Here is a 22,356-nt window from a genome sequence, read left to right on the forward strand (position 1 = left end):
CCGGGCCGGACAGAACCGCAACGCGCTTCTTCCTGCTGCCGCTGCTTCCTTCCGGACCTGACGGGGTTAACAGGGGTCCACCGTGCGGAGCCCGACCCGGGCGACACCTTGGTTCCACAAAGGTGGAAATCGGTATCAAGAACTAGTCTCGAATTTTTTGACGGATAGCGATAGCTATCCGAAAACTGGCGGAGAGAGAGGGATTCGAACCCTCGGTACGCTTTCACGTACACACGCTTTCCAGGCGTGCTCCTTCAACCACTCAGACATCTCTCCATGTCCCTGTGCAAGGGCGGCGGATAGTAAGGGGCAAATGGCCTGTCGGCAAGGAAGATTTCACAGTCAACGCCCCAGTGCTGCCGGTTCGCCGAAGTAATAACCCTGCAAGGCATTGATTCCCAGCGATTGCAGCGAATCGGCATCGCTTTTTTTCTCCACTTGCTCGGCGATGACTTCGATATCGAGGCCATGAGCAATATCAGTGATCGTTTGCAAAAAGAAGCGGTTGTCACGATTGTCAGCAATGCCACGCGTGTAGCTGCCGCTGAGTTTGATATAGTCCACCTTCAGTTGTCTGAGCGTCTGGAACGAGCTCAGGCGAGTACCGAAGTGCTCCATAATGATTTTGCCTCTATGGAGGTGAACAAAATCGATGAAGGCAGAGGCTTGATCAATATTTTGAAGCATGCCTTGTTCACTGATCTCGAACCATAATCCATGGCCAACATCAGCATGTCGTTGGTAATGGCTTTCCAGCCAGGAATTGAAAGAGGCATCCCGGATCGAATTGGGGGAGAGATTGACCGCTAAGGGGCCGACGGCCCCTGTTTCCAGGAATCTGGTGGTTTGCTCAATGACAAGCCTGTCCAGATGATGGTTTAACCCTAGACGCTCCACCATGGATACAAATACTCCGGCAGGAATATTGTTATCTGACATGTCGGATATACGAATGAGAATCTCGCTGTACAGGGTATTAGTCTGGGCGGTGAATACCGGTTGTGCGAGCAGGCGAATTCGCTGATTTTCCATGCTCTGTTCAATCAGCTGTTTCCAGCCAAGATTTCCCAGTGCGGTATTTTTGGTGGTATCAATGACATAGCTGTCAGGCTCTCTGTTCAGGGCGGTGGCAAGGGCTGCATCGGCTTCGGCCAGTATGGTGCTGATCTCGCTATTGTTGTCGAAGAGGCTGATGCCGATATGGGCAAGGGCATCCAGCGACAGGGTTGTAGCGAGGTTATGGACGGCACTGCTGAGTTGTTGCCCGAACTCATCAGCAATGTCGATGTCGGTTTGCGGTAGAATAATGGCGAAGTCGGTACCGCTGATGCGGGCCACGGTTGACATGCGATAGGGGGTGGCGACCCGGGTTAGAATACGGGCGATATCGATAAGCAGGGCATCACCTGCCTGGTGGCCTTTTTGTTTGTTGTAGTCGGCAAAGCCGTTGATCCGGATCACAGCCAAAGAGCCTGCTCCGCCCTGTTCACGGTCATGAATCGCATGTTCAAGCATGGCCGTAAAACCATGGCGATTATTCAGGCCCGTAAGCGCGTCAATCTGAGCCTGTTGCTGCATCTGTTCAGCGCGCTCGCTGAGTTTACTGATCAGTCCCTGTAATTTGCCTGACATTTTATTCATGGCCAGTACCACCCGTTTGAGCTCGCGCGTGCGGGGAATATTTTCTACAATCGGAAACTCCCGGTCGCAGATGGCCAGTGCCTGGTGTTCTACGGCATCAAGCGGTTTGAGGATCGCTCTTAGAATGAGCCCGACGGCCAGTAGCGAGGCAATGAGGGCAATGATCGCCCACCAGAATGTTTGCTGAGAGGTCTCCCACAGTTTTTTATAGGCAAACCCGGGGTGGGCTATGAGGGTGAGTTGTCCTGATTGTGTCCAGCCGGTGGTGATGACCGACTCACCTTGCGGCGTAGGCATAGGTAGCCAGTTGATAAACCATTGCGGTACGCCATCAATGGATGCGGTGTTCTCACGTGAAATCAGGACCTTGCCGGACATATTGCTCAGCGTCAGCGATTTGTAGTAGCCGCTGTCAAACACAGCATTGACCATGGTATCCATCGCCGCGATATCTTTTCGCTGCATGTGCGGTACCAGTGAGAGGCCGAGAGAGTCGGCTGCATTCTGCGTCTGGGTGGCCAGCTGCAGCATCAGATAGGAGCGGGTGTTATCCACACTGATCCAGAATGTGCCTGAAAAGATCAGCAGGAAGGTGAGAAAAATCAGTGTGATCAATTGCCGCGAGAGTGTCATCAGAGACTCCTAGTTTGTCATGTTTTTGGCAGTAAAACTGCTGCCACGCTGGCGCTCCTGGTCCATACGGACGTTCAGATCGCGCCACAAATTGATTCGTTGGGAGCCGCCTTCCATGGCTGTCATCCGGCCCTGTCCCCGCTCCTTGGACATCCACAGATTGCTACCATTGAAGCTGTAAATAGGGAGCAGGTCGGTGCGGCTGGATGCCGGTTTGATGCGATCCACCAGATTATCGAGAATCAACGGGTCGCTTTCAGGCTCCTCATAATAGGCCAGCACCATGTGGGCCTGATTAAAGCGAAGTGCCTTGACGTAGGTGATGCGCAGTCGTTCATCGGGAATGCCAAGCTCAAGCAGGGTGAAATATTTTGCAATCGAGTAGTCCTCGCAATCGCCGCCATTGGTGGCGAGCAGCTCGACCGGTGTCGCCCAGTAATCCTCCCTGTGCCAGTGCTGGGCATCTGATATATAGGGAATGCGATTGAAGAACTCATTGACGTCGTTGATGATCGACCACTCTCTGCTGCCCCGGTCATCATCGATCAGCTCCTGCCAGTCGGCAATGCGCTGCATCGCAGCTTTGCCGTAGCGCAGTTCAATGTTTTTCAGATATTCGGGAGAAAAGCCACCCTTGCCGGCTGTCGATGTGGACACCACGAAGACAATGCAGAGCGTCAAAATAGAGTAGATGACCTTGTTGTTCAGCTTGCTCTCCCGTATTCACAGTAAAGAGATAAAGTAAACATAGCAGGAAAGAGGCCATGTCAGTGGCTGCGTGTCATCGTAACGGTACAAAAAAGAAAGGCAGGAGTTCCTCTCCTGCCCCGGGCCATGCCAGGGTGGCACGGCAACTGTCCAGGGATGCGGGGATCCCTGAAGCCGGACAGCTCCAGTCTGGAGCCTGTCCGGCTTAATTCACTTTAACGCTTCACCTGCATCAGAGAGGAGAGCATCTGGTCGGTGGTCAGAATGGTTTTGGAGTTGGCTTCATAGCCACGCTGTACCACGATCAGTTTCACGAACTCAGCTGCAAGGTCCACGTTGGACTGCTCAAGTGCGTAAGGAGAGATGGTGCCAAGACCGCCGGAGCCGGGGAGTCCCAGTACCGGTGCACCGGATGCGATGGTCTCCTGCAGCAGGTTGTTACCCACATGTCCCAGTACCGCATTGTTCGGGAAGTTGGCCAGTGCTACCTGGAAAAGACCACGGCGCTGACCATTGGTGAATACACCGAACACCTTGCCGGAGGAGTCTGTCTCCAGCTTGTTCAGGAAGCCGGCCGCAAAACCATCACGGGTCATCTGGCGGGTGGCGAAGCTGCCTGCCATCTGCACGGTTCCATCAAGACCGGTACCTGAGATACCCTGGGCATCGGCAGTGGCAACCGGGTAAGTGGCTCCCTGACCGGCAGCATTACCGAAGTTCATGGCAACGGTGCTTGGGGCTGCATTGAGCCAGTTGAAGGTCAGTGCAGGCGAGTTTTCCTGTACCAGCTCACCGCCCGGGCCGAAGACCAGTGACTGGGTACCGGGGGTGACCACACCGGCGGCAAGGGTGGAGGCGGTAGGGGCACCCACCTGAGTCTGGGTGCCTGCGGTTCCACCGGCCAGACCACCACCATCCACCGATGCGTGCCAGTCCCAGACAATATTACCGGCAGCATCCTGACCGATTTTGGTGAACTGCAGGCTGACGGCATGCGTTTGTCCGAGGCCGTCGTAGACATTCACATCGGATTTGAAATGGAAGGTTGCCGGATCAGCCGGGTTGAATACGGTGCCGGTCGCCAGTGGTACGGCATTGGAGTCAAGGGTCGAGCCGACCGTGACCTGGGTGGTGGCCTGCGCCTGGGCGGCCAGGTTGGCGAAGGAGATGTCCTTGACGTTACCCACTGCCTTCTGGCTGACTGCATCCAGAGCATAGCCCTGAACAATATTGCCCTGACCATCGATCAGATTGAAGTTCTGGTCCAGGATGAATGCGCCTGCACGGGAGTAGTTGGTTTGTCCTGTTGCCGGATCACGCAGGGCGAACAGACCATTACCATTGATCGCCATATCGGTCGGGCTGGTGGTGTTCTGGATGGAGCCCTGTTGCTGGTCACGGGTGATTGAGCCGATACGCACACCGTTACCCACCTGGTTGGCGATGTTGGAGCGGGTTACACCCACAGTCTGGGAAAGTACATCGGAAAAGTTGACGTTCTGGCTCTTGAAGCCGAGAGAGTTGACGTTGGCGATGTTGTCGCCGACCACACGGACCGCCTCGCCGAATGATGAAAGACCGCTGGCGCCGATGAACAATGCATTATAAATACCCATGATAAACTCCTTTTATATCTTCTATCGTCTACGGACGGATTTCTGTGATGTTGGCGAGGGAGGCAGCAATACCACCCACCATAAGTTCGGTGCCGTTGGCGCCGAAGCGGACGGCATCAACGATACCGGTACGCTGGACCTTGCAACCGACAGCGTTACCACCTGCATCAAGCGCTGTGACGCTCAACGTATATGCTCCTGCAGGGGCGATGGTGCCGGTATCAGTGGTGCCATCCCAGGTCAGAGGGGTGTTGCCGGCAGTCATGGCCCCCAGCTGCGCTGTCCGCACAACATTGCCATTGGCATCGGTGACGGATATCTGTACTGCACTTGCTGCAGCATCGAGAGATACATCAAATGGCTGCGGATTTGTGCCATCAAAATTGATATTGCTTTCATTGATGGTGACGGTATGGCCGAGATAGTTGGCGCCACCGGCTGTTGCGGATGCGCTTCCGGCAGCACCGGCATCGATCAGTTTCTGCAGCAGGGTATTCGACGTGGTTTGCTGCTCGACCATGTTAAACTGGGCCAGCTGGCTGGACATCTGGGTAGGATCCTGCGGCTTCATCGGATTCTGAAACTGCATCTGTGCGACAAGAAGCTTCAGGAAGATGTCTTTGCTGCCCAGGTTATTCTGGGTGGTTCTGGCCGCTGGCTGGTTGAGTTGCGAGGCACTGGTGACTGTAGGTGTAAGCATGGCGTGCTCCTAAACGTGAATACTCAAACCGCTGCCACTATGGGATGCGACCGGGCGGTTTGAAGGGGTTGATGATGGCAGGTCAATGCCTGCATTGCTGGCATTCTGACGGAAGCCGGGGGAGGACTGGTTATTGCCGAAGCCGGATGAGGCCTGCTCTCCGTGAGATCCCATTGAGAAGCCGGACAGATCCAGTCCCTGTTGAGCCAGCGCCTGTTTCAATGCTGGCAGCTGCTGGTCGATAGCTGCCCTTGTGGCGGACTGATCCACAATCAGATGAACCTGCAGCTGTTTGCTGGCATCTGTCTGCAGGGAGATGTGAATTTTGCCCAGATGAGCAGGGTCCAGCTGGATTTCCAGTCGTGTCTGACCATTTTTGGCCGCATGAGCAATATGCTGAATGGACTCGTACATGGTCATGGTCGGCACGCTTTTATGATTCATGTAGTGCTGGAAGTTGGCGGCATTTGCACTTGTGCCTGATGTCGCCGGGCGGTTGTCTGTGGCCAGGATCTGAATATTGCGACCATCCTGGCCACCTTTTTCTCCTGACTGCTGGTTGCCGCTGCTGTCACTTTGCATGGCTGTCTCCAGTACAGCGGCCTGTTGTACGGGAGCATTACCACTCTGAGTCGTTGTCGATGCATTGTGCTGTTGGGCTGTATGGTTGTGTGCAGCCAGAGGCGAGTTTTTATCATTGCCGGTGGCGGCATTGCCCTGTTTGGCAGTCAGCTGCTGGACTGCATCCCGTTCATCTGCGGTCAGCGGACGCTCCTGCCTGGTGACGGTTGGCATGGCTACCGGTTGACCATTCGTACCCTCCCTGACGGTTGTGGCTGTGTTTGCCGCTGCCTGCTCCACACCCTGCTTGCGGGTTACGGCAGCAGCCGCGCTGACAGCCTCGAATTTACCGCTGGCGGCTTTTGCGTCGCCAGGCGCAGCTTTCAGATCAACCTGCTGCTCTCCATCAGTATTTACATGGCTGTCGCGCTTGATGGTCGCCGTACCGGTCTCCATATGAGGCATCTGGATTTTGCCGTTGACAGACTCCTGCTGTTTCCCGATCAGCTGGACTGTCTCCTTGCCTGCCGTCTGGCCATCTTTCGTCGTGGCGGACTGTTTTCCATCCATGATGATTTTGACCGCTGGCTGTCCGGTTTTGCTATCGATATGGCTCTGATTCAGAGCATGCAATGCAACGGCCTGAACGGTGGAGCCATCGACTGTTTCTGTTGTTTCACCGGCCAGTTTTTTTGCTGGTGCGGCGATGATAGCGGTTCCTTGTTGCACTACCTTTGATGCGTCAGGACTACTTTTCTGTGCAAGCTTGGCGGTTGCCGTCAACACTCCCTTCTGTGCAGACTTGTTCTCCTGCCCATCCTTGAGGGTGGATTCTGCAGTCTGTTTTAACAGTGTCATGGTTGGCGTTTTTGCCCCATTGACCAGAGATGTCTTGTCTCCCGCCTTGCCCTGCTTCTCGAACATTGCCATCAGTTTGGCAAACAGGCTGTTTTGTCCCTGCTTGCCGCCGGTGGCGGTGGCTTCTGCGATGCCGGATTGGCCGGTGCCTGAGATCTGTTCTATCATGCCATGTATAGAGCAGGATTTGGGCCATGATTAAAGTCTTTTTAAAACATATGTTTACGCGTTGTTTCCTGTGTGACCGGAAGGTATTTTCTTCCCTGAGGGGAAATTTTTTCCTGTGTGCGATTGCGCATGGGGAATGATTTGCATCATGGTCACTGCTTCTGCTGCTGCGATCAGTCTGTGTGACATAAAGTGTCTTCTGGCTACAGAAGGGGAGGCTCCATGGGGCGTGGATATGCCGTGCTGCAGGGACGGCTTAAGGAGATGCTGATGTATCGCCTGCCTGGAAAAATCAGGCCGCAAAGGCAAAAGCGTGACAAAAAGGCCGGATAGCCGGATTAATCAGCGATTCCTTAACGATGCCCGATGACGATCAGCTCAACAATCGAGTGGCGATATTCGCTCCATGAGTGACGGGATACCGGGTTGCCAAAAGGGTTGATGATGATCTGGAGCTGCCGCAGACAGGAGAAATCCTCCTGACGGGGAAAGACTTTCCGGATTGCATTTTGAACCGGATCGGACCAGATAAAGCTCTCTTTGAGCCGGTAGCCGATCCAGATATACCCTCGATCCAGCAGGCTGGCAAAGAGCGCGTCAGCAGCCTCCGGCAGTGTTTGTTCTACGGTCAGGGCAAGAATATTCATTTCATTGTCGTTATTGCTGTCACCCATCATGACATCAATGGCGTGACGCAATGTTCTTTGTAATGCGTATGCCCCCGGGCTTTCGGATGCATACATGTGAAAGCTTGTATGGGCAAGGTAAGTGCCATAAAACTCATCCGGTACGGTGACATGAATTTCGTGTGGCAGTGAAAAGCGCTCCAGCTCCTGCTGTAATACACGGGCCTGCTCCCTGTTTTCCATCACAGGGAATATATCCGGATTGATGCCCAGTGTGCGCACCATGCTGACAAGATGTGAGAGCACGGTGGCGATGCAGGCATATGCCTGCGTTTTTGTATGCTGCGGGCGGGATAACAGAATCCGGTCGGCTTTTAAAATATACGGGCGCAGGAAATTCATATCAGAGAATCCCCAGCTGATCATCTCCACGTTGATCCGCTCGTTGGCACCGGCCGTTTCCATAAAGCGCTTGCGCAGGTATGCCTGCTGCTCAGCGATCTCATCGGCAGAGAGGTTGTCCAGCAAGGTGATGTGAATGCGGTCAAATTCAGTCAACAAACGTTGCAGAAGCAGTGGAAGGCTGCCAATCCAGCCAGTAATCAGCAGGTTCAGTTTTTTTGTCTGCATCACAGGCTGGATACCGGTTGTTTCTATAAGCGGCGGCAGATGCTGGTTCTGCAGGCGTTGTATGGTGTAATAGACCTCTGCGTTGAGGGCGTTGGCATCGATGGCGATGCCGAGCAGGGAGGGGATGAATTGTGGCAATACCAGTTGATCGAGTTTGTACAGCGGGTGGGAGATACCCTGTTCATCTGTCAGGGCGACCAGCGTCACGCCTCTCTCAAGCAGCTGAGTCGCCAGAATGGATACCTCTATCGACGCATCTGCTTTCGGTAGCAGCAGGTGAACCTTGCCATTTCTTCTCTCGAGAATGCCGCCCCATTCGCATACCTGCAGGGATGACTCCTCTGTCCGTTCAGGAATCATAAGGCGTTCAATGATCTGGTCGAAGTCACGATAAATCATGATGTTGCGAAACAGGTTGGCACGGACTTCCGCCTGGGATAATACCACTGTGGGTTTGTTATAGTATCCCTGTATATCCCAGCCGATCTGCAGCATGTGGTGGTGGCCATCCAGGTGCGGATGGGCGGTGCCAGGGGTGGCAAAGTTCAGGTAAATGTCAGGATTTACCTTGCGAATGGCAATCAGCGAGAATGTCGCCATGGCCAGATTGTCTGCGTCACTTAACCCTTCAGGAATAGAAACAATCGCCTGTCTGGCATGGGCAAGATTCACGCGCTGCAGTGCTGTGACCTGATTCATATCTCCCCATCGATACGAAATCCAGCCGTAGTCAATGAGCTCTTCCGGAATTTTTTCACTGTGGTGCAGAACCACGAGCTTGAGCCTTGAATAGCTGCGCTCTGAGATTGTTTTCAGTTGCGATATGATAAACGGCGATACGGCAGAGCAACCGAGCATGACCATGTGATTGGTGATATGCAGGCGTTCATTGCGTAGTTTAGCCATCAAGCCGGCAACAATGTTGGCGCCAATGCCGATAAAGAAGGCAAAAATGAATACGCCGATGATGACCGCAAAGACAGAGAATATAGCAATTTCGGTGTTATACGGATAATGAATGGCATTACCCGGGTCGGTAAACATGCGGAATGAAAACCAGATCGGTGCCATCATACCCCGGTCTTCAGGATTGTTGATGCCATTCTGGTCGTAATCAAAATCGTTTTCCATGTAGTGGCCGATGACGCCGCCACTGATCGAGAGTACGGCCAGAAGCAGTACAATCAGGTTGATCTCCTGCAGAAACTGTCCCTCCCGCATGACATCGCGCAGGTTCCGCATGATGACCAGCCACGGACGAAGCAGGCGGATCAGACGAAGCATTCGCAAGGCACCGCCATAGGGAATGAAGGCAAAGGCCGGCACCATGACCAGCGTCGCAATCAGATCAATACTCCAGTATATCCATTCGGATGCCTGATCCCGTTTGGTCTCATATTTAATGTTGCGCATGATAATGAACCGGATGGCCAGCTCGACCGCGAAAAAGATGATAATGATCCACATGATTGTGTCCTGCGCGACAAATGAGAGCAGGATAATCAGTGAAATAAGCATGCCATAGGTGGGCGAGTACATGATGCTTTGCAGATCCAGGTAGCGGAACATGCGCAGTGAACGCAACAGGTAAATGGCTCGCAACAGGCGTGTTGCGGCCAGATCTCCATCCAGCGGAATGTTGAAGATGGTGATGAGCAGCGAGGCAGCACCAATCACATCAAGCACCAGAAAAAGCATGTCGACCTTCTGGTTTAACGATGAGCGGTAGGGATTGGTGCGACGCTTGTTGCGAATAATGGCAAAGCGAAGGGTCAGCTCGATCGAAAAAATGGCCAGCAGTGCGATGGCCAGCAGACGCTCATGCAGAAACGAGAGGGCGATCAACCCCATCATGATAAAGCCGAAGCGGGGATGCATCAGCACCCACTCCATGTGGTGGTAAAACAGCGTGCGGTCGCGGAAGACCGTGTTCAACGAAGCAATCCGTTTTGAGGCAGGAGGAATGGACTTTCGTCACGACATGTCGTTGACGAAAAGGAGGGGGTCAACGCTGCCTCTCCGGCTCTCTGCGCGGGTGAGAAACACTTGTGGGGGGGATTGTGTTTGTCATTTATTTGACAGTGCTGATTTGCCGGGTCAGGGCCTGGCTGATGACCACCGCTTTCTCGGCTGGCATGAAGGAGAGAATTTTTCCGACCTGCTTTTCATCCATCAGTGTGAACAATTTGACCACGGTTTCCAGGTCCATCTGGGCAATGACCGGGGCCGCCTTGTCAGCCTTCATACCCTCGTAGACCGATGTCAGCCGTTTGATCTTTTTGGTTTTAATGCCTTGCTCATCATTGAGTCGCTGCTTGATACTGGCTTCGAGCTGCTCGAGTTCGGTCACGCGTTGCTGCAGCTTCTCCTCGGCCTTGACCAGAGCCTGTTCTCTTTGCTCAAGCTGGCCCTGCCGCTTGTCCAGTGACTCCTTGTAGGCGCGTAATGCCGAGAGGGTTTTGTCATCGACGGGCAGGGTTGATGATTCCGCTGGTGCATCACTGCGGCTGGAGCCGGCCGTAGCTTCGGGAATAAGATAGGTTTCCAGCATGGCCAGCGGGTCTTTTTCTGTTGGCTTCGGCTGTTCTGTGGTGGCGTTGGTCGGGGCTGACGCGAGCGTCACTGCAGGCGCAGTAGCCGGAGAGGCCGGTTCAGCCTGAGTGGCCATCATGACAGGCAGTTTGTTGTCAGCCGGAGCAAGGTGCATGGCCGCTCTGGCAGCCAGAAGCAGTGTGATGCAGAGAAACAGGGTCGTCATGCGAGCAGACATGGCTTATGACTCGGAGGCCGCGCGTGCGGATGCCCTGCTGGCGATCAGGTCATCCAGTTGTCGCTGGCTGCTCATTTCCATCTGGCGCTGTTGCCGGTGCTCCTCCTGATGATGCACGGTTTCGTAGGCATGGTGTGTTTTGCATGCCTCTTTCAGGCGAGAGAGAATGGTCTGTTTTTGTTGCTCAAGCTGGTAAATATTGTTGTTGATGATGCTGATCACATGCTGCTGTTCGATCAGGGAGGCATTGAATGCCTGAAGCAGGCTGGCCGTATTGCCCTGCTTCATGATCTGGTCACGCTGTCGGTGCAGCTGGGTGATATGCTGGTTGGCGTGCTGTTGTTGTCCGCGAAGCTGCTGGCTCTGGCGGTTCAGCTCTGCAAGCTCCGCCTCAACGGCATTGCGTTCCTGTTCACTGAGCTGGACCAGAATTCTGGATGTTGCGAGCTTCATGCCTGCTCTCCTAGGAAGATAGCTTTCCTACTACCTCTAGCAATCGCTGTGCCGATTGTTCCCGGATGCTGCATGAGTTGGCCGATTGTTGCAGGAATGCCGATATTTCACCTGCATTGGCAATAATCTGATCCAGCTCGGGGTTGCTGCCCCGCTCATAGGCTCCGATTGAGATCATATCTTCCATGCGTTCAAACATTGACAGTTTTCGACGGAAGGTGCGACTGGCCTTCAGCTGTTCGGCCGACATTAACTGGGTATCCAGTCGACTGATACTGCGCAGGACATTGATGGCGGGGAAGTGCCCCTGTTCAGCCAGTTTACGGTCAAGAATGATATGGCCGTCCAGGACCGACATGGCTGAGTCGGCAATCGGATCGGCTCGCAGGTCATCACCTTCAACCAGAACAGTATAAAATGCACTGATGTCGCCGCCTTCTGCGCAGCCGGGGCCCGAGCGCTCGAGCAATTCAGCCAGAATGGAGAAGCATGACGGGGTATACCCCTTGCTGGCCGGAGGCTCTCCGAGCATCAGGCCGATTTCACGCTGTGCCTGGGCAACACGGGTTAAGCTGTCCATCATCAGCAGCACTCGGCGCCCGTCATGACGAAAGGCCTCGGCAATGGTGGTCGCCATATGGGCTGCCCGCACCCTGAGTACCGGCGGGGTATCCGAGGTGGCAACAATGACGACACTGCGCTGGAGCGCTTCTGCCCCGAGGGCGAGATCAAGAAACTCACGGACTTCTCGACTGCGCTCACCGACCAGTGCAATCACGTTGATTTCGGCATCAGAATTACGGGCCAGCATGCCTAAAAGCGTACTTTTGCCAACGCCTGCACCGGCAAACAGCCCCATGCGCTGGCCCCAGCCCATGGTCATGCATGCATCAATGGCCCGCACCCCCAGCTGCATGGGGGTGTCAATCATATGACGGGAAAAAGGGTTGAGACGCTGGCCATGCAAGGCGTACGGGTAGCCGAGTGTCGAGCCGAGCGGCTGCTCGTCCATGGGTTGTCCCTGCGCATCGAGTACGCGGCCAAGCAGGTGGGGGCCAACCCGGATGGACGGCATGGCAGAAAGTGGCCGGATGGGGTCCCCCGGGGCAATGCCACGGGTGCTGCCGACCGGCATCAGCAGTGTATAGTCACCCCGGAAGCCGACCACTTCCGCTTCAACTTCATGGCCGCTACTACAGCAGATGTTGCAGGCATGGCCGATACTGGATTGCAGACCGGTTGCTTCGAGCATCGGCCCCAGCACCTTGTAAACCTTGCCGCGAACGGGAAACAGCGCCGGCATCTGGCACTCATCCAGTACTTGCCGGCGCAACGATTGATCCCAAAGCGGCTGTTTAGTCAGTTGCTTCATCGACAGTGTCGGCAGGCGCGGCCGTGTTGATCGGGACCGGGATCATAACAGATTCGAGCAGCGCCGGTTGCAGTTGAGCCAGGCAGCTGCTTACGGCGGCGACGGGATCAATCAACATATCCTGATTGGCTGAGATCAGTCGGCATGTTCCCGGGTTCACCGACGGCTCGGCACTGAGTACCATGGTTGCACCATCATCATCCAGCATGCGTTTGAAGAGAGTGTAGTCATCCGGGGCAACGGCGATGCGCAAATCGGTTGTATCTGGCAGCTGGGCTGCGGCCTTGCGGGTGATTTCGAGCAGGCGGGCTTTATCCGTAGTGATGGTTTGGCCGACAATGTGTTCTGCTATATGGCCGGCAACCTCAAGTGCTGCTTCGGCAAATACATTCCGTATGGCGGCGATATCGTACTCGACATCCTTGAGGCTGTTCTCAAGCGCCTCAAGGATTTGTTCGCCGCGCTTTTTTCCCAATGCCATGCCTGCTTTCTCGCCGGCCAGATAGGCTTTGTCATAGGCCTCTTTTTCAACGGTTTCGGCCCGTCCCTGCATCTCATGCAGCATCCGCTCGAGCTGTTGCATGCGGTTTTCGCTGGCACCGGCCGCTGCGGCCGGTGAAGGGGATGTCGGGCCAGGTGGCGAGAAGGGGAACGGTTTTGCCGGTGCTGTAGGGGATTCACCGTTGCCAGGGGGGAAGGTGAGCGGGTTCATGAGCGGGTCAGACCATGTCGTCGGTGCTGCTCAGTGTGATCGCACCTTCATCATCAAGCTTGCGAATGACTTTCAGTACGCCCTGCTGGGCATCTTCCACATCGGCCAGTTTCATCGGCCCCATGACATCCATATCCTCTTTCATGATTTCAGCAGCACGCTGTGACATATTGTTGAAGAAGCGTGCTGCCACTTCATCGCTTGCACCTTTCAGTGATTTCACCAGATCATCGGAGGAGATATGCTTCAGAATCGTCTGGATATCGCGATCCGACAGCGATTTGAGGTCTTCAAAGACAAGCAGCAGTCGATCCACCTGGGTGAAAAGCTCCTCATCCTTGTCCCGCAGCTGGTCGAGAATCGGACGAGCGACCTCTTTTTCCAGGCCCTTAAGAATATCGACCACGCTGACCATGCCGTCAAAGCTGATGCCTGATTCACCCTGCATGTCCGCAAGCTCTTTTTCGAGAGTCTCTTCGATATCCCTGACCAGCTCTTTGGGAACGCTTTCGATCTTGGACATGCGCATCACGACCGACAGTTGCATATCCTCCGGCAACATGGCGATGACCCGGCTGGCCACCGAGCTGTCAATGTTTCCGAGGATCAGGGCGATCGTCTGCGGGTGCTCATCCTCAATGTAGGAGGCAATCATATCGGGTTTCAGACGTGAAAGTTTTTCCCAGATGGTCAGTGTTTTCGGTGCATTTAGCTCATGTACGAGCTTGTCTGCCCGCGCACTCTCGACGGCAAAACGGAACAGGTTGACGACATCCTTTTTGCTGGTGCGCAAAAGCGGATCTTCCGACCGGTGCATGTCGAGGTACTCCTGCACAACGGTGTTGAGTACATCGGCCTCAATTTTTCCCAGCTCGGCCATCCGTCGTCCCAGACGCGTCAGGGTGGCATCATCCATGCCCTTGACCAGCGGGGCGGATGCCTCCGGGCCAAGTGCGAAAATAAGGATCGCTGCCTTATCCTCTCCGGTTAGCTGTTTGGCTCCTTTCATGCAGGATCCACCCATTCACGCAGTACCCTGTTGGCACGATCCGGCTCCTGGCTGATACTGTGTTTGACCTGCTCCATATTGGCCAGACGGGTATAGGTTGCATCGGATAACTGGTTTGGAGCAGAAAGAGCAGGTTTGCCGGTCAGAGGATCGCGTGTGGCGGTGTCCTGAATGCGGCGAGCCAGCGGACGCAGTACGAACCAGCCGAGCATCAGCAGTGCAAGTGCGGCAATGCCATAGCGGGCGACAAGCATGTAGAACGAGCGGTTTTCAGCTGCTTCCAGTGCCGAAATATCGGAGCGGCTGGAGATATCTACAAGCGGCATGCTCTGAACTGTGACCGAGTCGCCGCGGTCTTCATCATAACCCATGGCGCGCTCAACCAGCTTTTGAATTTCAGCCAGCTCTTCCTTGCTGCGGGGGGTAAAGACCTGCTCACCCTTGTCGTTGGTTTGATAGTGGCCGCCAACGATGGCTGCCACGGAGAGCTTTTTGATGGTTCCAAACGGCACAATCCTGTGTTCACTGGTGCTGCTGATTTCGTAGTTGTTCACATCTTCGCTGCGGTTGGCTACATCCTGCGGCTGGGCAGGTGCCTGCGCTTTGGCATTGGCACCGGCGGTTGCCGGGTTGGCTCCCGGGGTGTTGGAGGCAAGGCCCGGTACACCGATGGCGCTTGCGCCCGATGTATGTGACTCCTGAATCGATTTGCGGCTGCGCAATACCTGCTCATCAGGGTTGTAGCGGGTGTTCTGTTGCTCGATAAATTCGCGGTCGATGACGGATGAAACACGTACGACGGACTGACCTGGGCCGACAATCTGCTCCAGCATGCCGGTCAGGCGCATCTCAAGGCGCTGCTCCAGCTTGCTTTGATACTCCTGCATCGTCTGCCCTTCGCTGGAAGGGGTCTCTTTGTCACTGCTGGAGAGAAGGGTGCCGGAGGCATCCACAACGGTGACGTCGGTTGGGCTCATTTCGGGAACACTGGCTGCGACCATGTTCTGAATGGCCTGGACTGTGTTTTTGGGCAGCCGCTGGCCACCGGCCAGTTGCAGCATGACGGATGCGGTTGCCTTGCGGTCGCGCTCGGCAAATGCGGACTCTCGTGGCATGACGATATGAACACGTGCAGATGAAACCTGAGGCATCACCTCAATGGTGCGAGCAAGCTCTCCCTGCAGTGCCCGCTGCAGATTGATTTTACGGGTGAAGTCGCTGAGGCCGAATTCGTTGCTCTGATCAAAAATTTCGAAGCCGGTGGTGCCACTCGGATTAACACCTTGTCCTGCCAGCTTCATGCGTACCTGATAAACCTGATTTTCCGGTACCATGACGGTTCCGCCACCCTCAAGGCGATAAGGGATGTGCTCTTTTTGCAACATTTCGACGACGGTAGCGGCATCTTTTTCCGCCATGCCGGCATAAACCGCCCGGTACGGCTTCTCTGAGGACCAGAGGACAAGACCGATAAAGCCGGCAAGCATCAGGCTTGCCGCAGTAAACAGCATGATGCGGCGGTATTTCACCAGCATCTGTGGAACCTGAATGCTGGCACCGGCCGCGCTGCTCTCTCCCCGCGCGTCAATCGGAGATGGCTTGATGCCCATCGGATTATGGGGGGTTAATGCGTCCGCCATGGTTGACTACTCCTTACACCTGCATGCGCGAGATTTCATGGTAGGCATCGACAAGCTTGTTGCGTACGCCCATCATCATCTGAAAAGAAATATCCGCCTTTTCAATGGCCAGCAGGGTTTCGGATGTATTACCACCTTTGCCGGTGGCGAGATTCTGGGCCGCGGCATCGGCCTGCTTTTCAGTATGGTTCAGTTGCTCGGTGTAGTTTTTCAGTACCGCTGCGAAGTTATTATTGCCGCCCTCGCTTTTGCCTGCGTCCTGCATTTTGTTGCCGGGGTTGATGCCTGATAATGGTCCATATGCCTGAATGCTCATTCCAATCTCCTTAACGCAACAGTTCCAGCGACTTCAGAAACATCCGTTTCGCCGCCTCCATGGTGGTGACATTTGCTTCGAAACTGCGGGCGGCCGAATTCATGTCGACCATCTCTTCCACCGCATTGACGTTGGGCATTTTTACCAGTCCGCGCGCATCTGCATCCGGGTGTGACGGATCGAATACTTCGCGGAATGGTGTTTTATCTTCAGCGATATAGGCGGCTTTTACCGACTGCTGTCCACCGGCCTGAAAGCTGCTGTTAAATACCTGGGAAAATGGCTGTTGTTCCGCAACAGCCTGAAATACGACCTGGCGACGCCTGTAGGGGCCGCCTTCACTGGTTCGGGTGGATTCGGCATTGGCGATATTCTCGGCCACGATATCCATGCGTGTGCGTTGTGCCGACATGCCGGCCGCACTGATATGCATCGAATTTAACAGGTCATTTGCCATCAGCGACTACCTTCCTTGATGGTATTGGCAAGACCGGTCAGCTTGCCTTTGAGTAAGCGAATGGTCAGCTCGTGCATCAGCTGGTTTTCACTCATTCTGGCCATCTCTTTTTGTGCATCGACGTTGTTGCCGTCCATGCTGCGCGAGACATGGCGATCAGAGAGGCTTTCGGACATGCCGGACGGGGAGGTATCAGCAATGTGCATCGGATTGGTGGTGGCCGGTTTTCCAACGCTTTGCCCTTGCTCCTGCGCGGCCAGAAAGTCACTGAAACTGCGCCTGTCGGCATGGTAATTCGGGGTGTCTGCATTGGCAATATTGCTGGCCAGAACCCCCTGGGTTTTCTCTCGTGCAATCAGGGCAGATTCAAGGCGATGAAAATCGGCTCCGAACATATCCATGATTGCGCCTCCTGCTGTTGTCTGATTTCGACCGTCGGGTCGTAATATCAGCCAGCAAGCGACATGCCAGATTCGTAGATCTGAAGTTTGTTGCGCAGGGTGCGGATGCTGATGCCGAGAAGCTGGGCTGCCTCCGTGCGGTTGCCTTTTACATGGATCAGTGTTTTTTCGATCAGGGCCCGTTCCATATCGCGGATGCTTACTCCCGGCTCGACTCCGGGGCCGCTTTGCTGAATGTCGGCGGTGGCCTGGGGGGATAGGTTGTCCAGGCACAGGTGCTCCGGCCTGATGGCATCATCCATGGCCATCAGAAAGGCCCGATGCATACAGTTTTCCAGTTCGCGGGCATTTCCCGGCCACGGGTAGGCTTGCAGTGTGTGGACCGCTTCGGGGCTCAGGACGGGGGCGCCACGGCGATACATTTCGCTGAAATGATTGAGAAAATGGCGAGCCAGGGGCTGAATGTCACCCGGACGCTTGCGCAGCGGGGGGAGCTGGATGGTGACGACATTCAGGCGGTAATAGAGGTCCTGCCGGAAGACGCCCTCCTGTACGGCCCGGCTGATATCACGGTTGCTGGTGGCGATGACGCGTACATCGATCTTCACCGGTTTGCGTCCGCCAAGGCGGTCGACTTCACCTTCCTGAAGTACGCGCAGCAACTTTGCCTGCAGGTGGACCGGCATTTCGGTGATTTCATCGAGTAGCAATGTGCCTTCATGGGCCAGTTCAAATTTTCCCGGTCGGGCTGTTGTTGCGCCGGTAAATGCACCCTTTTCATGGCCGAACAGTTCGGCCTCAAGTACGCCTTCCGGGATTGCAGCGCAATTGATGGCAATAAAGTTTTCATGACTTCTGTTTGAGCAGGCATGTACGTAGCGGGAGAGCCGCTCCTTGCCGGTGCCTGACTCGCCGATGACCAGTACTGAGGCGTTACTCGGTGCAACCAGTGCCACCCTGTCCAGCAGTCGGCGCGTTTCGATATCTTCGGTGACAAAAATATTTTTTGTATCTTCCGGGGCGGGCTGCTGCGCACTTGCCTGTCTGGCCAGTTCGCTCTGGTGCCCGCTTTTGCGGATGTATATTTGCAGGACATCGTCCGGTACTGGCAACAGCCGGTAGTCCATCACGCCCATATGCATCAGATCGGCGGCACGGTCGGCATTGCCGAGGTCAGTCAGCAGGACAATGTTTGCCTGGGGGGCGCCTTCAAACAGCCGGCGGACCATGGCCGGGGAGGTAATGCTGTCCCATATGAAGATCAGGCTGTCATCGCCATTGACCGGTTGGCGGCTGTCTGTGGACTGCGATTCGATCAGTGTGTCGGGCAGCAGGCGTCCAAGCTGGACGCGAAGCTCGGCCTCTTCATTTTGAGGAAAGCCGATGAGGATAATCTGTGGTTTGTGATTCATGGTTTTTCTCCGAGCAATTTACCTGCCTGCTGGTCTGCCAGTGCCAGCTTTGCGAGGGTGGCGAAGCGGCCTGCATCTTTGTTATCGATCAGTTCCTGCAGGCGCTGGGTCCCCTGGGCAACCTCGCCCGAGCGCAGCTGGCATATGGCAAGGTGGTACTGCCATGCTGCATCCCGATGCTCTTCCGCGATGGTCAGGTAGAGGTCGCGGGCTGATGCAAATTCTGTCGCCTGTCGCAGGGCATCGGCTTGACGGATGATGCCCTGCTGTGTGTCGGCAGCAGGGCTTTTGCTGTACTCCTGCCAGTCACGTGCAGCCCTGTGCCACTCTCCCAGTGCTTCGGATACTCCTGCACTGGCTTGCCAGAAGGATGCTCTCGATTCCAGCGCGACGTCGTCGGCGCTGATTCCTGCCAGCGTTTGCCTGGCCAGGTCAGGGTGATGTTGCTCCAGCTGGATGCGAGCCACGATGAGCAGCATTTCCGGGCGATAGATGCTGAATGGATTGCGGTTGAGCCAGCGCATGATCTTTTCGACGCCGTCATTATCCTGACGGTCCATCCACAGCTTGGCGAGCTCGACCATAATGCGTTGCCCTCGAATGCTGGTGATGTTCAGTTTATACAGCTCCTGCAGCATCTCTTCCGCTGTATCGAAAATCATCAGCATGCGCATGGCATGGGCGATGCCCAGGCTTAACTCCTGCTCCTTGCCGGCTTCTGGCTGCAGCTGAGGGTATTGTCGCCAGATGGTTACGGCTGCCAGCCACTGTTCATTCTTGAGTATGGTCTCCAGTTTTCTTGCCATCCATTCACTGCCTTCATGGTGCGCTGCTCTGGCGATAGTCGCGGCTGTCGATGTGGCTGCATGGGCGTAGGCTTCAAGGGCCGGTGCATGCATGGCTTCTGTGCTGCCAGATGGGGCGATGCGCCGCCACAGGCGGGCGAGGTCCAGCATCGCCTCATCTTCAAGCACTGATAGTTGATTGCTGTCAGCGACTTTTTTCAGGGCAATCATGACCGGTACAAGTTTATCCCGGTCATGCTCATTGCGGTTTTCCAGCATCAGCTTGCGCATGAAAGCCTTGAGTCCGATGACCGTTTCCGCCTGCGTATCGGCCAGAATCCCGTACTCCATCAGTGCGGTCGGAATGGTTTTTTCCTGACTGCTCAGAATATCTGCGCGGATCAGTCGTACGCCGCCAGCAAGGTCGTTGGTGATATATTGGCGGATAAATGCATCCGCAAGCTTGAGCGTTTTGGCAAAATCCTGTTGGTCATAGAGCAGGTGAATATAGGTGGAAAACAGCTTCGGTTCGTCGGTAATGACGTCGGGCCAGTTGCTGTAGATGCTGTTGAGGGTCTGGAGGGCAGGGGCGTTGCGCGCCTCCCCCTGATCAACGACAGCCATCCATGCCATGCCGACCGCCTGTTCCCTGCTTTTGTTGTTCACCTGCAATCCATATTGCAACAGGTCACTGCGGGCATAGGCAAACAGCCGCTGTTTGATGTGAATTCTGGCCATCATCAGCCATACGCGCTGCAGGCTTGCCGGTTGCTGGTCCATGGCAATGATTTCACGGCCGGCGACCATGGCCTGTTTTTCATCCCCGGCCTGCCACCACAGCCAGGCACGTTGCCATCTGTAGTGTGCTGCATGCGGGTGGTCGGGGAACTCCTGCAGAAGAGCTTCAATGGCATGGGTTGCCGGTTTGATATCTTCAAAGTGTTGATGGGTTGTGCGCAGTATCTCCGCATCCGCAATCAGGGATAACAGGTCGCTTCGCTCATCACGGCTCAGGTCTGGTTTTTTCAGCAGCTTTTCAGCGGAGCTGATGGCCTGCTCGGGATTGCCGTTGCCGAAAAAAATGCGGGCAGCCTGCACGCGGTCGCCAGCTGCCAGGGCAGACTGGGCTAGCAGTGGCAGAAGAATGGCGGTGACAAGTAATAAGCGGCGCATGGGCTGGCAACCGCAAGATTCATGCCGAAGTGGCCGGTCTCTTTTTTCGGCTTCCCGGAGGAAAGGCGACTGGCCGTTGCGGCCGCTTACTCTGTGGGTTGCAGTCCTTTTTTCTTGATCTTTTCAACCAGAGTGGTGCGATTCATCGCCAAAAAATTGGCGGCCTGATTTTTGTTCCAGTTGAATCGCTGCAGGGCGGAAAGGATCAGGTGGCTTTCAAACTCATCGACGGTTGATTTCAGGTCAATGCCTTCAGCGTTGTCCATGTCCATCTGGAAGCTCTGCAGAACTCTGTCCTTGTCGCTGATCATGCGTGATGGCAGATCCTCAAGCTCGATGATGCCGACGCGTTTCAGGGTGGTGACACGCTCAATCAGGTTTTGCAGTTCGCGGACATTGCCCGGCCACTGATAATTGAGCATGGTGCGTTTCACTTCCTCGGACATGCCGGTAATGCTGGCTCCCTTCTCTTCGTTAAAGCGGGAGAGGAAATGATTGGTGAGCAGCAATACGTCTTCGCCACGATTGCGCAGCGGCGGCAGCATCAGCGGAATGACATTGAGACGATAGTACAGGTCTTCACGGAAGCGGCCGGCGGCAATTTCCTCTTCGAGATCACGGTGGGTGGCAGCGATGACGCGAACATCAACATGGATGCTCTGCTGGCTGCCGACAGGCTCAAAGCAGCGCTCCTGCAGCACACGCAGCAGTTTTACCTGTAACTTGGCACTCATGTCGCCGATTTCATCGAGGAAGATCGTGCCGCCATTGGCGATTTCAAAGCGTCCGGGGCGAGCCCTGACAGCGCCGGTAAATGCGCCTTTGACATGGCCGAACAGTTCCGATTCCAGCAGCTCCTCAGGGATGGCGCCGCAGTTGATGGATACCATCGGTTTGCTCGAGCGGGTGCCTGATTTATGCAGTGATTTTGCCAGTACTTCCTTGCCGCAGCCCGACTCTCCGGTGATGAGCACGGTGCTGTCGGAATTGGCCAGAAGGCGGATGGTGTTGCCGAGTTTTTGAATGGCATCACACTGGCCGATCAGACCGGTGATGCGATCCTGATTGCGCACCTGCTCAAGCAGGGTCTTGTTATCATTTTTCAACTGGCGGTTTTTCAGCAGCTCGCTGATGCGAATCAGCAGCTCATCGATATCGAACGGCTTCTTCAGAAAATCATTGGCTCCCAGTCGGATGGCATCCACTGCCGTGTCCACCTCCGCATAGCCGGTCATGATAATGATGCCCATGTCGGGGTCGCTTTGACGGAATTCGCGCAACAGCTCGATGCCGTTGCCGTCAGGAAGGCGGACATCAAGGATGGTCAGGTCAAACTTGCCTGTTGCCATGGATTCGCGGGCGCGAGTGGCATTGGCAGCCGGTGTTACGTGGAATCCAGCTGTTTCCAGCGCTTCCTGAAGAATCAGCCGGAAGTCTTCGTTGTCTTCCACCAGCAGTATAAAAGCAGACTGTTTCACTGTCCGATCTCTCCCTGTATGTGCACCATTAACACCATCCAAGTCAAAATAATGACGCCGTGATTTTGAAATAGCAAGCATTTGTCGCTTCTGCTATCGTTTGCTGGTGTCAGAGGTGTGTCCCGGATGATGGATCCGGATGGATTTCTGACATGTGAGGTCAGGTATCCGGTGTGAGTCCGGTCAGGTTCAGGGCTGTTGCAGGGCGATAAATAAATTAAAGTTGGTCTTTGCTCA

The 22,356-nt window shown here is 55.1% G+C and carries 18 protein-coding genes, 1 tRNA gene and 1 other RNA gene; all 20 read right to left on the minus strand.

Features of this window, described 5'->3' with window-relative positions; all coding sequences use genetic code 11:
* An RNA gene (gene ffs, locus FEF65_RS00100) (signal recognition particle sRNA small type) lies at positions 1–97 on the minus strand.
* A gap of 89 nt (positions 98–186) precedes the next feature.
* Positions 187–276: transfer RNA gene (locus FEF65_RS00105), tRNA-Ser, on the minus strand.
* A 66-nt stretch (positions 277–342) separates the two neighbouring features.
* Positions 343–2,274: a bifunctional diguanylate cyclase/phosphodiesterase gene (locus FEF65_RS00110; protein ID WP_138237762.1), complete on the minus strand. Its 1,932-nt coding sequence runs from the start codon at positions 2,272–2,274 to the stop codon at positions 343–345.
* Positions 2,275–2,283: 9 nt separating this feature from the next.
* Entirely contained in the window at positions 2,284–2,931 is a 648-nt protein-coding gene (locus tag FEF65_RS00115; RefSeq protein ID WP_238701073.1) for a transglutaminase-like cysteine peptidase, read from the minus strand.
* 266 nt (positions 2,932–3,197) lie between these two features.
* Positions 3,198–4,598 (minus strand): flagellar hook protein FlgE, encoded by a 1,401-nt coding sequence (locus FEF65_RS00120; protein WP_138237764.1) that lies wholly within the window; start codon positions 4,596–4,598, stop codon positions 3,198–3,200.
* A 28-nt stretch (positions 4,599–4,626) separates the two neighbouring features.
* Positions 4,627–5,298, minus strand: coding sequence for a flagellar hook assembly protein FlgD (locus tag FEF65_RS00125; protein WP_138237765.1), 672 nt, complete (start codon positions 5,296–5,298; stop codon positions 4,627–4,629).
* Between the two features lie 9 nt (positions 5,299–5,307).
* Positions 5,308–6,885 carry a flagellar hook-length control protein FliK gene (locus tag FEF65_RS00130; protein WP_138237766.1) on the minus strand — a complete coding sequence of 526 codons (1,578 nt, stop codon included), beginning with the start codon at positions 6,883–6,885 and terminating at the stop codon, positions 5,308–5,310.
* A gap of 353 nt (positions 6,886–7,238) precedes the next feature.
* Positions 7,239–10,076: an ion transporter gene (locus FEF65_RS00135; protein WP_138237767.1), complete on the minus strand. Its 2,838-nt coding sequence runs from the start codon at positions 10,074–10,076 to the stop codon at positions 7,239–7,241.
* Positions 10,077–10,212: 136 nt separating this feature from the next.
* A complete protein-coding gene (locus FEF65_RS00140) occupies positions 10,213–10,911 on the minus strand; it encodes a MotE family protein (RefSeq protein ID WP_138237768.1) in 699 nt (232 codons plus the stop codon).
* 3 nt (positions 10,912–10,914) lie between these two features.
* Positions 10,915–11,364: a flagellar FliJ family protein gene (locus tag FEF65_RS00145; RefSeq protein ID WP_238701074.1), complete on the minus strand. Its 450-nt coding sequence runs from the start codon at positions 11,362–11,364 to the stop codon at positions 10,915–10,917.
* Positions 11,365–11,374: 10 nt separating this feature from the next.
* Positions 11,375–12,667, minus strand: coding sequence for a FliI/YscN family ATPase (locus tag FEF65_RS00150; RefSeq protein WP_420813933.1), 1,293 nt, complete (start codon positions 12,665–12,667; stop codon positions 11,375–11,377).
* 52 nt (positions 12,668–12,719) lie between these two features.
* Entirely contained in the window at positions 12,720–13,448 is a 729-nt protein-coding gene (locus tag FEF65_RS00155) for a FliH/SctL family protein (protein WP_138237769.1), read from the minus strand.
* A 7-nt stretch (positions 13,449–13,455) separates the two neighbouring features.
* On the minus strand, positions 13,456–14,457 hold the full coding sequence (gene fliG / locus FEF65_RS00160) for a flagellar motor switch protein FliG (RefSeq protein ID WP_138237770.1): 1,002 nt from the start codon (positions 14,455–14,457) through the stop codon (positions 13,456–13,458).
* Positions 14,454–16,097 (minus strand): flagellar basal-body MS-ring/collar protein FliF, encoded by a 1,644-nt coding sequence (fliF, locus tag FEF65_RS00165; protein WP_138237771.1) that lies wholly within the window; start codon positions 16,095–16,097, stop codon positions 14,454–14,456. The genes fliG and fliF overlap by 4 nt, the downstream gene beginning before the upstream one ends.
* Positions 16,098–16,110: 13 nt before the next feature.
* Positions 16,111–16,413: a flagellar hook-basal body complex protein FliE gene (gene fliE / locus FEF65_RS00170; RefSeq protein ID WP_138237772.1), complete on the minus strand. Its 303-nt coding sequence runs from the start codon at positions 16,411–16,413 to the stop codon at positions 16,111–16,113.
* 10 nt (positions 16,414–16,423) lie between these two features.
* On the minus strand, positions 16,424–16,870 hold the full coding sequence (gene flgC / locus FEF65_RS00175; protein ID WP_138237773.1) for a flagellar basal body rod protein FlgC: 447 nt from the start codon (positions 16,868–16,870) through the stop codon (positions 16,424–16,426).
* Complete coding sequence (gene flgB, locus FEF65_RS00180; protein ID WP_138237774.1) at positions 16,870–17,271, minus strand: flagellar basal body rod protein FlgB; 402 nt, start codon at positions 17,269–17,271, stop codon at positions 16,870–16,872. Before flgB ends, flgC begins: the two co-directional genes overlap by 1 nt.
* Positions 17,272–17,318: 47 nt before the next feature.
* The gene (locus FEF65_RS00185; protein ID WP_138237775.1) at positions 17,319–18,683 is read right to left on the minus strand and encodes a sigma-54 interaction domain-containing protein; all 1,365 of its coding nucleotides are present in this window, start codon (positions 18,681–18,683) and stop codon (positions 17,319–17,321) included.
* The gene (locus FEF65_RS00190; protein WP_138237776.1) at positions 18,680–20,641 is read right to left on the minus strand and encodes a tetratricopeptide repeat protein; all 1,962 of its coding nucleotides are present in this window, start codon (positions 20,639–20,641) and stop codon (positions 18,680–18,682) included. The genes FEF65_RS00185 and FEF65_RS00190 overlap by 4 nt, the downstream gene beginning before the upstream one ends.
* Positions 20,642–20,727: 86 nt before the next feature.
* The gene (locus FEF65_RS00195) at positions 20,728–22,119 is read right to left on the minus strand and encodes a sigma-54-dependent transcriptional regulator (RefSeq protein ID WP_138237777.1); all 1,392 of its coding nucleotides are present in this window, start codon (positions 22,117–22,119) and stop codon (positions 20,728–20,730) included.
* Between the last annotated feature and the right edge of the window lie 237 nt (positions 22,120–22,356).

The organism is Mariprofundus erugo, from assembly GCF_005818865.1.
In the GTDB taxonomy this organism is placed as follows: Bacteria; Pseudomonadota; Zetaproteobacteria; order Mariprofundales; family Mariprofundaceae; genus Mariprofundus; species Mariprofundus erugo.